The following is a 14776-nucleotide window of genomic DNA, read 5'->3' on the forward strand; positions in this document are numbered from 1 at the left end:
CGGTCCCGCGCGTGAGCCGGGGTGCCGCTGGTGCGACTATGTGCGCCATGACCGAGGTGCCGCAGCCGGAGACCGCCTTCGACGAGGTTCTGAACGCCTTCGCCGAACTGGGGAACGACGCCGATCCGACCCGCGTCGAGCTGGTCACCTCGGAGATCCTCGGCGAGTGGTGGGAGGCCGACGACGACCTCGCGGCCGGCCTGATCGACCTCGCCGCCGACGCCGCCGAGCCGGAGCGCCTGGTGGCGCCGCTGGCCGCGCTGCGCGTCCTGGCCACCGACGAGGACCAGCGGGAGGCCGCGGGCCTGGCGCTGGAGAAGTTCGGGCTGCCCGAGCCGGCCTGGGCGGCACGGCTGAACCAGGTCACGCCCGGCCAGTGCTGGCGCGCCACCGACGTCTACGGCGACGAGAGCTCGGTGCTGGTGTCGTTCGGCGACCACGGCCTGGTCGTCTCGATCAACTACGGCAGCTTCGGCGGCTGGGTCACCGACGCCGCGATCGTCGAGTCGCCGCAGGACGTGCTGGCCGAGCTGCGCACGGTGGGCGAGTCCGCGGAAATCGGCCCCGAGCAGGCCCACGAGGTGATCGCGGACGCGTTCGCCGGCACCGAGTGGCAGGCCGAGCCCGAGGTGGGCGAGGACTTCGTCCGGTTCCGCGCGCTCGCGCTGGCCCGCCTGCGGACGCTGCCGGAGCCGGCCGAGGCCGGGGAGCCGGAGCCGCTGACGGTGGAGGAGCAGGCCGAGGTCATCGACTCGTTCTTCGCCGCGGCCGGGGACGAGGTCGGCGACACCGAGGACGCCCGGGTGGTCGCGCTGCGCCTGATCGAGTTCGGCTTGGAGCACGACTCGCGGCGCCCGCTGCGCGTCGGCCCGGCCAAGCTGGAGTCCTTTGTGGACTTCGTGGACGACGGGCAGATCGAGCTGACCGACGAGCAGGACGCGGCGATGGCCGCGCTGCTGCCGGTGTGGGCGCGGGTGTTCGGCGAGCGCCAGGGCCTGCCCGAGGACGCGCTGACCGCCCTGGTCGAGGCGGTCGAGGACCGGCTGGACGACCGCGACCCGGAGGAGGAGTCCGCATTGGACGCCTACCTGACCGGTTCCGAGGACCTGACCCCGGAGGACGTGCAGGACCTGCTGGAACGCCGTCAGTTCGCGCTGCCGTCGCTGACCGTGGAGACCGAGGACGACGAGGTCGAGCTGGACCCGTCCGACCCCGAGCAGCGCCGGATGCTGGTGCTGAGCGAGTTCGCCGCCGAGTTCGACGACGAGGAGTCGGAGCTGCGGGCGGTCGCGCTGACCACGGTCGTCGACCAGCTGTGGGACGGCGAGCCCGCCGAGACGTGGATCGCCGCCCAGCGCCTGACCGAGTCCGGCCTGGAACGCGACGAAGTGCTGGCCGAGCTGACCGCGGTCCTGGAGGAGCACCTCACCGCGGACGAGGACGGCGAACTGGAGTTCGACCTGGACGACTACGTCGCGGCGCTCGACGAGCTGGACGCCGGCTCGGCGGACTAGGGGATGGCGGCTGGGCTGTCTGCCGTCACCGACGCGCGCTCGCGCTGGGCCTCGCCGCCGAGGACCTCCGGCTCGACCTGAACGACCGCACCCCCGGCAAGCGCCAGCAGGTCGCCGCCGGTGCCGTCCCGCCGGTCACGGTGATCGCCGACCTGCCCGAACTCGCCCTGGTGGCCCGGCCGGCGGGGACGATCGCGGAAACCACCTGGGAACTTTCGTGCTCCCCGAGAACCTGATCCCGCTCCTGCGCGCTTCGACGGCCGCGGATCACGCCCCCGCGTCGCGACACCGCACCACCGCGAAGCGCAGTTCGTGGCCGTCCCGGCTGGTGCGCCGCTCACGTCCGTTGCGCTCGTCGGATCCACACCGACCTGCCGACCGAGATCGGCCTGTCCGAGATGGGCTTCAGCTCCGGGGCCGCCGATGCTGGACAGCGATACTGCACTGGCGCCCACCGGCGCAGTGTCCGCCGCTCCTTGTGCGGTGCGGTGCAGATCGTCCCCGGGCAGTACAACTAGGGCACCGCGGTCGGGCCCTCCGCTGCCACCGGGTCCAGGCGGCGCTTGCGGCGGCGGTCGGCGAGAGCGTCTTCGAAATCGAGGACGAACGCACCGAAGGCCATCACCAGCAGCACCGCGATACCGAGCACGGCACCGATCCACGTGAAGATGATCGCGAACATCGGCGTGCCTCCTCCCTGGTCAGGGCGCATTTCCTGCCCTCCAGGGTGAGCTTTGCCGGGTGCCCGCGGTATCGGCCAACCGGTTACCGCTCGGCGAGCGGGGTCAGCCATTCGGCCGAGGGCGTGCCTACAGCTTGCGCAGGCGGACCCGGTTGATGCTGTGGTCCGGGTCCTTCCGCAGCACCAGCGTCGCGCGGGGGCGGGTCGGCAGGATGTTCTCCACCAGGTTCGGCTCGTTGATCGTGCGCCACAGGTGCCGCGCCTCGGCGCGGGCCTCCACGTCGTCCAGCGTCGCGAAGTGGTGGAAGTGCGAGGCCGGGTCCGCGAACGCCGTGCTGCGCAGCTTGAGGAACCGCTCGACGTACCAGCGCTCGATGTCCTCGATGTGCGCGTCGACGTAGATGGAGAAGTCGAACAGGTCCGACACCGTCAGCCGCGAGCCGGGCTGCAGCACGTTGAGGCCCTCGATGATGAGGATGTCCGGCCGGTTCACCACCTGCTCCTCGCCGGGCAGGATGTCGTAGGCCAGGTGCGAGTACACCGGCGCGCTGACCGACTCGGCGCCGGACTTGACGTCGGAGACGAACCGCAGCAGCGCGCGGCGGTCGTAGCTCTCCGGGAAGCCCTTGCGGTGCATGATGCCGCGGCGCACCAGCTCGGCCTTCGGGTACAGGAAGCCGTCCGTGGTCACCAGGTCCACGCGCGGGTGGTCCGGCCAGCGGGCGAGCAGGGTGCGCAGGATGCGCGCGGTGGTCGACTTGCCGACCGCGACGCTGCCGGCGATGCCGATCACGAACGGCACCTTGGTGCCCCGGCAGTCCTCGCCGAGGAAGGTCGTGGTGGCCTCGTACAGGCGTTGACGCGCCGCGACCTGCAGGTTGATCAGGCGGGACAGCGGCAGGTAGACCTCGGCGACCTCGGTGAGATCGATTTGTTCGCCGAGCCCCCGCAGGCCGTGCAGCTCCTCGGCAGTCAGCGGCAACGGTGTGCTGCGACGCAGCTCCCGCCACTGCTCCCGGTGGAGCTCGACGTACGGGCTGAGCTCACGTACCCGTGGCATTCCCACACTCCTTGCCCGTCGGTGGGCTGGGCTGGCGTCGACATCTCCGTAACGCAGCTTCAACGGTAGGTCTTACGGCGAGTAAATGCGCTGTGACCTTCTACACGCGCGCCCGGAACCGCCCGTGACCAGGGCCGGAGTGCTAGTTCCGCCGGAAGACCTCGTCCCAGGCCGCCGCCACCTGGCGGGCGCACGTCTCCGGGCTCACGCCCCCGACGCCGGTGCCCAGACCGGGCATCGCGATGGTCTCGACGACCGCGCGCACCGCCACGCCCTGTTCGAGCACCCCGTCGCGCCACTGCAGGAACACCGCCCGCGCCGCGAGGTACGGGTGGACCGTGTCGGCGGGCAGCCGCTCGCCGGGTTCCCGCATCGTCGGCGCGCTGATCAGCCACGCCGGCGCGGGTTCGCCGGTCGGCACCACGACCGCGCTGCCCACCGGCAGTTCACCGCCGTGGTAGGCGAGGATCGTGCTGCGGACGTTCTGCTCGACGTTCGGGAACGCGCGCGCGTAGACCGCGTCGATCCCGCCGCGCATCCAGCCGAACGAGTTCGCCGGGCTGACCACGGCGTCGGCGACCACGTCCAGCACCGAACCCCGGTGCACGCGCACCGAGCCGGTCATGGTGTCCACAACGGATCGCCACGCGCTGGCGAGTGGTTCGTCGACGGCACACAGCACCAGGGCGGGAGTTGCGGGTGCGACCTGGTCCTCCGTTCGCTTGCCGGTGGGTTGGGTGCCCGATTCGGCAGTCACCCCTACACCATGCCAAAAAACGCGACCCCACGTAACCAGGCGGCGCACTCGAACGCCTGAACAGACCAGCAGCGGGCGCGGTGCGTAGCCTGTCGGCGTGTCACGGATCGCATATTTCGGGCCGGTCGGGACGTTCACCGAGCAGGCCGCCCGCACGTTCACCACGGCGGAGGACGAACTCGTCCCCGCCGACACGATCCCGCACGCGCTCGACGCGGTGCGCCGGGGCGAGGCGGACGCGGCGTGCGTGCCGGTGGAAAACTCCGTCGAGGGCGCGGTTCCCGCGACGCTGGACAGCCTCGCCGTCGGCGAGCCGCTGATCGGTGTCGCGGAAGCCTTGCTACCAGTGCACTTCAGCGTCCTCACGCGCGACGACGTCGGCGAAATCCGTACCGTGGCGAGCCATCCGCACGCGCTCGCGCAGGTTCGCCAGTGGCTGGCCGACAACCTGCCCGGCGCCCGCGCGGTGGCGGCCGGATCGACCGCGGCGGCCGCGGTCGCCGTGCAGGCCGGGGAGTTCGACGCCGCCGTGACCGCGCCGGTCGCCGTCGAGCACTACCCGCTCAAGGTGCTGGCGACCGAGGTGGCCGACGTCCGGGACGCCCGCACGCGGTTCCTGCTGATGCGCCGGCCCCCGGTGGTGCTGCCGGAGCCGACGGGCGCCGACCGCACGTCGCTGGTCGCCGCGGCCGCCAACCGCACCGGCGCGCTCGCCGAGCTGCTCACCGAACTCGCGACCCGCGGCATCAACCTGACCCGCCTGGACGCCCGGCCGAACAAGCAGAACTTCGGCGAGTACCGGTTCTTCATCGACTTCGAGGGCCACGTGGCCGAGCCGCGCATCGCCGACGCGCTCGCCGCGCTGCGCCGCCGCTGCCGCGACGTCCGGTTCCTCGGCTCGTTCGCCCGCGCCGACGGCGTGCGGGCCACCGTCGAACCGGCCGCCCGCAACGAGGATTTCACCGACGCCGCCGGCTGGGTCGCCGCGGTGCAGAGAGGGGAGCAGGCATGAAGCTGTACCTGGTGCGGCACGGGCAGACCGCGGCCAACGTCGCCAAGAAGCTGGACACCGCGCTGCCCGGCCCGCCGCTCACCGAGCTGGGCCACGAGCAGGCGCGGCAGCTGGCCGAGAAGCTCGCGACCGAGCCGGTGGAGGGCGTCTACGCCTCGCACGCCACCCGTGCGCAGCAGACGGCCGTCCCGCTCGCGCAGGCGCTGGGCATGGCGGTGGAGCGGGTCGAGGGCGTGCACGAGATCGTGGTCGGCGACCTGGAGGGCCGCAGCGACCGGGCGGCCATCGAGCAGTACCTGACCGTGGTGAGCCACTGGACCCGCGGCGAGCTGCACGTCCCGATGCCCGGTGGGGAGACCGGGGAGCAGGCCCGGGACCGGTTCGCCGGTGCGATCGCCGGTCTCGCGCAGCGTCACGACTTCACCCGATCGGACGGTGTCGTGGTGCTGGTCTCGCACGGCGGGCTGATCCGGCTCGGCGCCGAGTGGCTGGCCCCGAATGTGCGGCCCGAGCTGGCCGATCAGGGCCTGATCCCGAACACCGGCATCATCGAGCTGGAGGCCGCCGCCGACGGTGGCTGGCAGTGCCTGAACTGGGTCGGTTTGCCCATGTAGGGGACGTTTCGACCGGTCGTCGAGGGCGCCTTGTTGTAGTTTCACCGCATGTTGCGGCGGATGGTCGGAAAATCGCGTGACGCGGCGCAACCAGGCGTGTGGACCACACGTCTCCCGGGTAGTGCTCCGATCGGCACAGGGAGGGGAAAGATCGTGGTTCGAATCAGTTCACCGCGCATCGGACTGGGTGTGGCGACGGCGGCGCTGGCGGCCGCGCTGGCCGGCTGCGGGACCGCGGGAACGGAGAACGCGCAGCCCGAGCCGGCCGCGCCGACGACGTCCGAGACCACCACCTCGAGCAGCCCGTCCACGTCCGCCACGACGGCCGAACCGGACGCGGCGACCAGCACCAAGACCGGCGAGACGCTGTGCAAGTCCAGCGACCTCAAGCTGACCCTCGGGCACGGCGACGCCGGCGCCGGCACCGTCTACCGGCCGCTGATCTTCACCAATGTGAGTGACCACCCGTGCGTGATCCAGGGCTTCCCGGGCGTCTCGTACGTCGCCGGGGAGGACGGGCACCAGGTGGGCCCCGCGGCGGTCCGGCAGGGCGAGAAGGGCGGCGCGTTCACGCTGAACAAGGGCGACACCGCCTACGCCGAGATCGGGTTCGTCAACGTGCAGAACTACGACACGGTGACCTGCCAGCCGCAGCCGGTGCGCGGCCTGCGGATCTACCCGCCGCAGGAGACGGCGTCGATGTTCGTCGAGCTGCCCACCACGGGCTGCGCGAGCGACAAGATCCCCGGCGACCAGCTCACCGTCCGGACCATCCAGAAGGGCAGTGGCGGCGAGTAGCTAGATCGTGTCGCAGATTTCGCGGGCCTGCGCCAGGTGCCGCCGGCCGTTCGGGTCGGCGAAGTTGAGGCTCAGCGCCATCCGCCGGACGCCGTCGATGTGGTCGGCGAGGTCGTCGTAGGTCGAGCTGACCTCCGCGGCCGCGGACGCGAGCGCGTCGGCCGCCATGATGTGCTGCAGCACGCCCGGTTCGAGCGTGCCCCGGCCCACGCGGCCCTCCGGCAGCGGCTGGGCCCTGGACAGCGCGGCGCACGCGGCCTTCGCGTCCGCGGTCGGGCCGCTCACCGCCGTGGTGGACGCCCACAGCAAGCCGATCATGCCCGCACCGACCACGAACCCGGCGACACCCGCCAGCACCAGGCGGCGCCGGGCCGCCAGCGGCTCTTCGGCATCGCTGATCCGCATAGGACATTCCAGCACCGAACGGGCACCGGGCACCAGATGCGGAGCGATCCCCATCCGGGGGTGGCACGCGCCGGGCGCGGCGACGACCATCGGGACCATGACACCGACGTCCCCTTACGACCGCCCGGACGCCTGCGTGGCGCGGCTGCTGTGTGACGACCACCCGGCCGGCGACGTGGCCTGCACGGTCATCGAACCCGACCTGACCAGCCGCGACGTCACGTTCGGCGAGCTGCGGGACGCCTCCGCGCGCTTCGCCGCGGCGCTGGCCGGGCTGGGTGTCGGCCGCGGCGACCGGGTGGCGACGCTGATGGCGAAGTCGGCCGAGTTCGTCGTCGCCGTGCTCGGGATCTGGCGGCTCGGCGCGGTGCAGGTGCCGCTGTTCACCGCGTTCGCGCCGCCCGCGATCGAAACCCGCGTCGGCGGCGTGAAGGCGGTCGTCGCCGACCCGTCGCAGCGCGCCAAGCTCGACCAGGTCCCCGGTGAGCGGCGGGTGATCGTCACCGGTGAGGCGAGCGGCGACGACCTGGCCTTCGCCGACCTGCTGCGCGCTGAACCGCAGCCGGAGCCGGTGGCCGTGGGCGGCGACGGGACGATCGTCGAGCTGTACACGTCCGGCACGACCGGTGCGCCGAAGGGCGTGCCGATCCCGGCGCGGGCGATCGCCGCGTTCCGCATGTACCAGGAGTACGGCCTGGACCACCGGCCCGAGGACGTGTTCTGGAACGCCGCCGACCCGGGCTGGGCCTACGGGCTCTACTACGCCGTCATCGGCCCGCTCGCGCTCGGGCAGCGCAGCCTGTTGCTGCACGCCGGGTTCTCCCCGGAGCTGACCTATTCGGTGCTGGAGCGGTTCGGCGTCACGAACTTCACCGCGGGCCCGACGGTCTACCGGGCGCTGCGCAACGCGGACGTGCCGGTGCCGGACCGGTTGCGGCTGCGGCACTGCTCGTCGGCGGGCGAGCCGCTCAACCCGGACGTCAACGAATGGGCCGAAAAGGTGTTCGGGGTGCCGATCCTGGACCACTACGGCCAGACCGAGCTGGGCATGGTGATCGCGAACGGATGGCACCCGGACATCCGGGGCGAGCTGCGGCCCGGGTCGATGGGCCGCGCGCTGCCCGGCTGGCGGGCCGAGGTGCTGCGCCCCGACGCCGACGAGGTCGCGCCGCCCGGCGAGCAGGGGCGGGTGGCCGTCGACCTGGCGGGCAGCCCGCTGATGTGGTTCACCGGCTACCGCGACGCGCCGGACCGCACGGCGGAGCGGTTCTCCGCCGACGGCCGCTGGTACCTGACCGGCGACGTCGCCACGAAGTCCCCGGACGGCTACTTCACCTTCGCCTCGCGGGACGACGACGTCATCCTCATGGCCGGGTACCGGATCGGGCCGTTCGAGGTGGAGAGCGTGCTGCTGCAGCACGACGCCGTCGCCGAAGCGGCGGTGGTCGGCCTGCCGGACGAGCTGCGCGGCGAGGTGCTGGCGGCGTTCGTCGTGCTCCGGCCGGGTGCCGAGCCGGGCGAGGCGCTGGTGGCGGAGCTGCAGCAGCTGGTGAAGACGAAGTTCGCCGCGCACGCCTACCCGCGTCAGGTGCACTTCGTGGACGAGCTGCCGAAGACCCCGAGCGGCAAGGTGCAGCGGTTCCTGCTCAGGAAGAGCTGACCGGCTCGTGGTCCATCGAAAACCGCCACAGCATCAGCGCGGCGAGGGCGGCCAGCACGATCTGGGCGCCGCCGGACACCGCGAAGGTGGCGCTCGCGCTGCCCAGCAGGTGCGTCAGCGCGCCGCCGGCCAACGCGCCTAGCGGGATCGCGCCCCACACGACCGTCCGCCACACGCCGAGGACCCGGCCGAGCAGCTCGCTGGGCACCAGGGTGTGGCGGGCGGTCGCCAGCACCACGTTCACCGCCACGACGGCCGCCGCGAACAGGCCGAACAGGGCCGCGGAGGCGACCGGCTGGGAGACCAGGCCCATCGCGCCGAACCCGACGCCGGCGGTGAAGATGCCGGCCACCAGCACCGGCCGCCGCCCGGCGCGCCGCACCAGCCGTGGCGCGACCGCGGCACCGATCAGCCCGCCGATGCCGCCGACGAACGTGAACAGCCCGAACGCGGCCTCGCTCAGCCCGAGATCCTCCAGCGCGTACAGGACGAGCTGGGCCTGGGCCAGCTCGCTGGTGAAGCTGATCAGGCCGGCGATGATCACCAGCCGGCACAGCAGCGGGTGGTGGATCAGCCACTTGAACCCGTCGACCAGGTCGGTGCGCAGCCGGGTCGGTTCCGCCGGCGCCTTCGGCCGGTAACTGCCGGCCAGGCCGATGAGCAGCGCCGCGGCGATCGCGAACCCGGCGGAGTTCAGCAGGAACGGGAACGCGGCGAACACCGCGAAGGTGAGGCTGCCGACGGGGCCGCCCAGGAAGGTCTGGCCGAGGATCTCGGCGGCCTGGAACTTGCTGTTCGCGCTCTCCAGCTGGTCCGGCCGGGCCAGCGCCGGGATCATCGCGTTGCCGGCGCTCTCCGCCACGGTCTCGGCCGCGCCCAGCAGCAACGCGGCGACGTAGACGAGCCAGATCGACAGCGACCCGGTGTGCACGAGCAGAGCGGTCAGCCCGACGACCACCGCACGCGCGACGTTGGCGAGCAGCACGGCGCGCTTGCGGTCCACGCGGTCGGCGAGGGTGCCCGCGAACACGCCGAAGAGCAGCCACGGCAGGAACTGGGTCGCGGACAACGCGCCGATCTGCACGGGGTCGCGCGTGAGGGTCGCGGCCAGCAGCGGAAAGGCGACCTTGCCGATCCCGTCGGCGAGGTTGCCCACCGCGTTGGCCGCCAGGAGCCAGCTCAGCCGTCGGTCCGGCATCTGTCCTTCATGATCACCCTCGGTGGCGCTTCGATTGCCCTGTGCTTCCGAATGCTGCCACGGAGGGTGGCGATCAGTCGAGCTGATCTGGGGGGTGCTTACCGGAGGGTGAAAGAAAAAGAGCCTCGCCGGCGGGCAAGCTCTGGGGAGGAGGGGCCGGGTCGCCGGGGGTGTCGGCTTGGTTTTGCCTGTTGCGCTGGGTGCGGGTGGGCCTGGGCTCGCGTTCTCCCCGTGGCCCGGCCGCAGGGAAGCACCGAAAACAGGCCCTGTCCAGGGTGAAGTGAACGCTGCGCGCCCTGGACAGGGCCTGTTTTCGGCGCTCGGTGGCAGCCATGCGACGGGGAGAACGCGAGCGAGGCCCACCCTGTTGGGTCACCTCTGCCGAGGGGGCGTTAGCCCCAGCCGAGTTCGTGCAGGCGGCTGTCGTCGATGCCGAAGTGGTGTGCGATTTCGTGCACCACCGTGATCAGCACCTCCTCCACCACCTGTTCCTCCGAGTCGCACATGGCCAGGATCGGCGTCCGGTAGATCGAGATCCGGTCGGGCAGCACGCCGCCGTAGTCGCTGGTCCGCTCGGTCAGCGCCACGCCGTGGTAGAGGCCGAGGATGTCCGGCGCCTCGTCGTTGTGGTCCTCCACCAGCACGACCACGTTGTCCATCGCGCCGGCCAGTTCCTCCGGCACCTCGTCCAGCGCGTCGGCGACCAGTTCCTCGAACCGGGCCTTCGACATCTCCACCGGCACGCGGCTACCTGCCCGGGCTCGACGGGGGCGCGGCGGGCGGGGCCGCCTTGCGGATGCTGCCCGTGACCGGCGCGAGGCCGCTGTTGTCCGCCAGCTTGGCGCCGACCTTGCAGTTCACCAGGGTCGACCCGGCGTCCCAGCTCTCCTGCTCCCGGATGTCCCAGGTGAGGATCAGCTTCTGCGCGGCGAGGTCGACCTGGCCCGCGTAGTCCTGGACCGCCTTGTTGCACTCGGTGTCCAGCCAGATCTTCTGGTCGTTCTGCGACGGGTAGCCGTTCGGGAACTTCGTCTTCAGGTCCAGCGTGGCGACGATCTCGTAGGAGTGCGGCTGCGCGCAGTCGATCGGGTTGCCGACCGTCTTGTCCACCAGCGCGAGGCACGTGCCCGGTTCCCACACCGCCGACTGCGACTGGCCGGCCGCGTTGCCGACGATCGGCTCCAGCTTGCCGCCGGGCGCGGCCCACTGCAGCACGCAGCGCATCTCGCGGTCACCGTCCGCCCATTCGTCGTTGCCCGGCCGCAGCGCGCTGACCGTGAACCGGCCGAACGGGTCCAGCTCCTCGTTCAGGTAGGTCTCCACACCCGCGGTGCAGCGCTCCAGCGCGATGTCCCGCCACTGGTCGACCGTCGGCGCCGGCGCGTTCGGCGGGTACTTGTCGCCGATGTTCACCACGCCGGTCACCTCGTACAGGTGCGGCTGGGTGCACGGCACGATGTGGATGTCCGACACGTCCGGCATCGTCCAGGTGACGCAGCTGCCGGGCGGCGCGGCGAACGCGGCCTTCGCCTCGGGGGACTCCTCGACCTCGCCGCCGCCGCTGACGGCGCCTCCCCACGAGAACGCGACGCTCAGCGACAACGCCAGGATGGCGCCCAGAAACACACCCGCCATCACCAAGCGGGTGCGCAGCGTGGTCTTTTCCACTCCATCTCCGAGCATCGCGTCCCATAATGCCTGCGTCCGCAGGACGAGACACCCCTCGGGTGGTTAGGGTGAGCGCGATGACAGAAGACGGTGCGGGCGGCCAGCGGCCCCCGGAAGAACAGCCACCGCGTGGCTCGATGCGGTTCCAGGACCCGTCGTCGGCCAAACGGCGCGAGCCGACGCTGGCCGAGCAACGCGCCCGGCGGCAGGCGCTGGAGGAACAGGCCCGCCAGGAGGCCGCCGCCGAACAGGCGCGCGCCCAGGCGGAGCAGAAGGCCGCCACCCGCCGCAAGGTGCTGATCGGCAGCGGCGTCACCGTCGGCCTGGTCGCCGTCGTCGCGACCTGGTACATCGCGGGCACCAGTGACGAGGTGAGCGCGGTCTGCACCGACGGCAACGGCACGGTCCAGCCCGACGAGTACTGCGACGACAACTACGCCACCAGCCACGGCGGGTACTACAACTCGGCCACCGGGTTCTGGTTCATCCCGCTGCCCGGCGGTGGGTACAGCCAGTACCGCTACAACTACGGCGGCTCCGGCACGGTCGGCCAGCCCGTGCGCGGCGGCACCTACACGGCGCCGTCCGGCAACACCACGGTCAAGACCCAGTCGGGCAAGACCGTGCAGCGCGGCGGCTTCGGCATCAGCAGCAAGAGCAGCGGCGGCGACGGCAAGAGCGGGGGATCCTAGGGTGCGGAGGGGGACCGCCGAGCCGCGGCGGGACTGGCAGCGCATCGTCGAAGAACAGGGGCTGGTGTTCGGCACCCCGGCCCGCTACGGCTCCGGGCAGGACCGGCCGTACTGGGACGAGTCGGTGCACTACGTCCTGGAGATGGACGAGGTGCTCAGCCTGGAAGCCGACGTCGAGCTGCTGCACTCGATGTGCCTGGAAGCCGTCGACAACGTCGTGCTGACCGAGCGCTACCGCGAGTTCGGCATCCCGGAGTGGGTGTGGCCGCACATCGCGGAGTCGTGGAAGCGCCGCGACCCGCACGTCTACGGCCGCTTCGACCTGCGCTACGACGGCCGCGGCCCGGCGAAGCTGCTGGAGTACAACGCCGACACGCCGACGTCCCTGCTGGAGGCGTCGGTGCTGCAGTGGCACTGGAAGACCGAGGTCTTCCCGGACGACGACCAGTGGAACTCGGTGCACGAGCGGCTCGTCGAGCGCTGGCAGGAGATCCGCGGCCAGCTGCCCAGCAACGAGCTGTACTTCACCTGGTCCAGCGCCGACCCCACCGGCGAGGACCACATCACCACCTCCTACCTGCAGGAGACCGCGGCCGAGGCCGGCCTGGACACCGTCGGGCTGGCGATCGAGGAGATCGGCTGGGACCCGGTGCTCAAGCGGTTCGTCGACCTCGAAGAGGCGCCGATGAACACCGTGGTCAAGCTGTACCCGTGGGAGTGGGTGGTGGACGAGGAGTTCGGCCGCTTCGCCGCCGAGTCGCTGCCGCGGACCCTGTGGATCGAACCGCTGTGGAAGATGCTGCTCTCCAACAAGACGCTGCTGGCGATCCTGTGGGAGAACTACCCGGGCCACCCGAACCTGCTGCCCGCGTTCGTCGACCAGCCCGGCATCCTCACCGAGTACGTGCGCAAGCCCAAGCTGGGCCGCGAGGGCGCGAACGTGCAGATCGTGGCGCCCGGCTACGAGACCGAGACCGGCGGCGTCTACGGCGCCGAGGGCTACGTCTACCAGGCGTTCGACCCGCTGCCCGAGTTCGACGGGTTCCGCCCGGCGCTGGGCGCGTGGGTGGTCGGCGACACCTCGGCCGGCCTGGGCATCCGGGAGACGGCCGGCCTGGTCACCGACGACGGTGCCGCGTTCGTCCCACACCGCATCCCGCAATCGTGATAAACCACCCGAGCATCCACACCATCTGACTGCCACACCATCTGACTGGGAGACCCCGTGACCCACACCCTCGCGCTGGCCGAGACGTTCGGTTCCGATCTCGTGCGCGGGATCGGTGCGATCCTGCTGTACGGCGTCATCGGGCTGCTGCTGATGCTGGTCGGGTTCTACGCGATCGACTGGACGACCCCCGGCAAGCTGTCCGACCTGGTGCGCCGCGGCCTGCCGAACGCGGTGATCGTCACGGCGTCCGGGATGCTGTCGATGGCGTTCATCGTGGTGATCGCGATCTTCAACTCGGCCAGCGACCTCACCGAGGGCCTGATCACCTCGCTGGTCTACGGCCTGCTCGGGATCGTGGTGCAGGTCCTGGCGGTGCGGCTGCTGGAGTGGTCGACCCGGATCGACGTGAAGGGGACCATCCAGAGCGAGGTGTTCGCGCCGGCCAGCATCGTGGTCGCGGCCGCGCACCTGGCGCTGGGTCTCGTCGTCGCGGTCTCGATCAGCTGACGCGAAGCCCCTAGGGTGGGTGGTGTGTGCCTGCTGAGGACTCCCGAAGACCGGTTCACCGACCTCCCCGACTTCGACTACCCACCGCTGTACTGCGACCTGGAGAACGAGCAGGACGGCATCGTCCGGATCTCCTACGTGGAGGCCGGCCCGTTCGACGGTCCCGTCGTGCTGCTCCTGCACGGCGAGCCGAGCTGGTCGTTCCTCTACCGCAAGGTGCTGCCGATCCTGGCCGAGGCCGGGATCAGGGCGATCGCGCCCGACCTGATCGGCTTCGGCCGCTCCGACAAACCGGTCGACGTCGCCGACCACACCTACGCGCGGCACGTCGAGTGGATCCGCTCGTTCGCGTTCGACGCCCTCGACCTGCGGAACGTCACGCTGGTCGGCCAGGACTGGGGCGGCCTGATCGGGCTGCGGGTCGTCGCCGAGAACCCGGACCGGTTCGCACGCGTGGTCGCGGCCAACACGCTCCTGCCGACCGGCGACCAGGCGATGCCGGACGAGTGGCTCGCCTTCCGCAACGCCGTGCAGAAGGCGCCGGTGCTCGACATCGGCCGGTTCGTGCAGTCCGGCTGCCGCACCAAGCTGAGCGACGCGGAACGCGCCGCCTACGACGCGCCCTTCCCCAACGAGATGTACAAGGCCGGCCCGCGCGCGATGCCCGGACTGGTCCCGACCACACCGGACGACCCGGCGAGCGAGGCGAACCGCCGCGCCTGGTCCGTGCTGTCCGAACTGGACACCCCGGTCCTGTGCGCGTTCGGGGACAGCGACCCCATCACCGGCCCGGCGGCCGCGGTCCTGCAACGCGAGCTGAAGGGCGCGGCCGGTCAGGACCACCGGACGCTGGAGAACGCGGGCCACTTCCTGCAGGAGGACCAGGGCGAGGAGCTGGGCCGCATCATCGCCCGGTTCGTGCGGGGCTGACCGGCACGGGGTTCAGCGCCGCGAGGTCAACCCCGGTGAACAGCTCCGGCTCGCGCGCGTTCCCGTAGCGGAAGCCCCGGTGCCGCGCACGGGATGCGCGGCACCGGG

The 14776-nt window shown here is 71.5% G+C and carries 16 protein-coding genes; 9 read left to right on the forward strand and 7 right to left on the reverse strand.

Annotated features, from left to right (window positions below):
* Positions 1-47: 47 nt before the first annotated feature.
* The gene (locus L1857_RS03380) at positions 48-1514 is read left to right on the forward strand and encodes a hypothetical protein (RefSeq protein ID WP_249464432.1); all 1467 of its coding nucleotides are present in this window, start codon (positions 48-50) and stop codon (positions 1512-1514) included.
* A gap of 514 nt (positions 1515-2028) precedes the next feature.
* Here L1857_RS03380 and L1857_RS03385 read toward each other — a convergent pair.
* The 3 genes from L1857_RS03385 to L1857_RS03395 form a co-directional block, all read right to left on the reverse strand.
* Positions 2029-2196: a hypothetical protein gene (locus L1857_RS03385; protein WP_167481435.1), complete on the reverse strand. Its 168-nt coding sequence runs from the start codon at positions 2194-2196 to the stop codon at positions 2029-2031.
* 127 nt (positions 2197-2323) lie between these two features.
* The gene (coaA, locus tag L1857_RS03390) at positions 2324-3256 is read right to left on the reverse strand and encodes a type I pantothenate kinase (protein WP_094003517.1); all 933 of its coding nucleotides are present in this window, start codon (positions 3254-3256) and stop codon (positions 2324-2326) included.
* Between the two features lie 142 nt (positions 3257-3398).
* Positions 3399-4013, reverse strand: coding sequence for a macro domain-containing protein (locus L1857_RS03395; protein ID WP_094003518.1), 615 nt, complete (start codon positions 4011-4013; stop codon positions 3399-3401).
* A gap of 97 nt (positions 4014-4110) precedes the next feature.
* Here L1857_RS03395 and pheA point away from each other — a divergent pair, with 97 nt between their 5' ends.
* The 3 genes from pheA (at position 4111) to L1857_RS03410 (ending at position 6437) form a co-directional block, all read left to right on the forward strand.
* A complete protein-coding gene (pheA, locus tag L1857_RS03400; protein ID WP_094003519.1) occupies positions 4111-5025 on the forward strand; it encodes a prephenate dehydratase in 915 nt (304 codons plus the stop codon).
* A complete protein-coding gene (locus L1857_RS03405; RefSeq protein ID WP_116109796.1) occupies positions 5022-5639 on the forward strand; it encodes a histidine phosphatase family protein in 618 nt (205 codons plus the stop codon). Before pheA ends, L1857_RS03405 begins: the two co-directional genes overlap by 4 nt.
* A gap of 153 nt (positions 5640-5792) precedes the next feature.
* Complete coding sequence (locus tag L1857_RS03410) at positions 5793-6437, forward strand: DUF4232 domain-containing protein (protein WP_233157046.1); 645 nt, start codon at positions 5793-5795, stop codon at positions 6435-6437.
* Here the strand turns inward: L1857_RS03410 and L1857_RS03415 are convergent, their stop codons facing one another.
* Positions 6438-6941, reverse strand: a complete 504-nt coding sequence (locus L1857_RS03415) for a hypothetical protein (RefSeq protein WP_249464434.1) — start codon at positions 6939-6941, stop codon at positions 6438-6440. It abuts the gene before it with no gap.
* On the opposite strand from L1857_RS03415, the gene L1857_RS03420 reads away from it, so the two are divergent.
* Complete coding sequence (locus L1857_RS03420; protein WP_249464438.1) at positions 6940-8502, forward strand: AMP-binding protein; 1563 nt, start codon at positions 6940-6942, stop codon at positions 8500-8502. The two genes, L1857_RS03415 and L1857_RS03420, sit on opposite strands and share 2 nt — an antisense overlap.
* Here the strand turns inward: L1857_RS03420 and L1857_RS03425 are convergent.
* The 3 genes from L1857_RS03425 to L1857_RS03435 all read right to left on the reverse strand — a co-directional run bounded on the left by L1857_RS03425 (position 8489) and on the right by L1857_RS03435 (position 11383).
* Complete coding sequence (locus L1857_RS03425) at positions 8489-9700, reverse strand: MFS transporter (RefSeq protein WP_094003524.1); 1212 nt, start codon at positions 9698-9700, stop codon at positions 8489-8491. The two genes, L1857_RS03420 and L1857_RS03425, sit on opposite strands and share 14 nt — an antisense overlap.
* 392 nt (positions 9701-10092) lie before the next feature.
* Positions 10093-10443: a metallopeptidase family protein gene (locus tag L1857_RS03430; protein WP_020416417.1), complete on the reverse strand. Its 351-nt coding sequence runs from the start codon at positions 10441-10443 to the stop codon at positions 10093-10095.
* A 4-nt stretch (positions 10444-10447) separates the two neighbouring features.
* A complete protein-coding gene (locus tag L1857_RS03435; protein ID WP_233157050.1) occupies positions 10448-11383 on the reverse strand; it encodes a septum formation family protein in 936 nt (311 codons plus the stop codon).
* A 62-nt stretch (positions 11384-11445) separates the two neighbouring features.
* Between L1857_RS03435 and L1857_RS03440 the strand changes: the two genes are divergently transcribed.
* From L1857_RS03440 to L1857_RS03455, 4 genes are read left to right on the forward strand one after another with little or no spacing between them, the layout of a single operon-like run.
* On the forward strand, positions 11446-12060 hold the full coding sequence (locus L1857_RS03440; RefSeq protein WP_240323089.1) for a hypothetical protein: 615 nt from the start codon (positions 11446-11448) through the stop codon (positions 12058-12060).
* Between the two features lies 1 nt (position 12061).
* A complete protein-coding gene (locus L1857_RS03445) occupies positions 12062-13228 on the forward strand; it encodes a glutathionylspermidine synthase family protein (RefSeq protein ID WP_116109801.1) in 1167 nt (388 codons plus the stop codon).
* Between the two features lie 57 nt (positions 13229-13285).
* Complete coding sequence (locus L1857_RS03450) at positions 13286-13738, forward strand: DUF350 domain-containing protein (protein ID WP_094003528.1); 453 nt, start codon at positions 13286-13288, stop codon at positions 13736-13738.
* A 24-nt stretch (positions 13739-13762) separates the two neighbouring features.
* Positions 13763-14668, forward strand: a complete 906-nt coding sequence (locus L1857_RS03455) for a haloalkane dehalogenase (RefSeq protein ID WP_116109802.1) — start codon at positions 13763-13765, stop codon at positions 14666-14668.
* Positions 14669-14776: the final 108 nt, after the last annotated feature.

It is taken from the genome of Amycolatopsis thermalba (assembly GCF_023376025.1).
GTDB lineage: Bacteria > Actinomycetota > Actinomycetes > Mycobacteriales > Pseudonocardiaceae > Amycolatopsis_E > Amycolatopsis_E thermalba.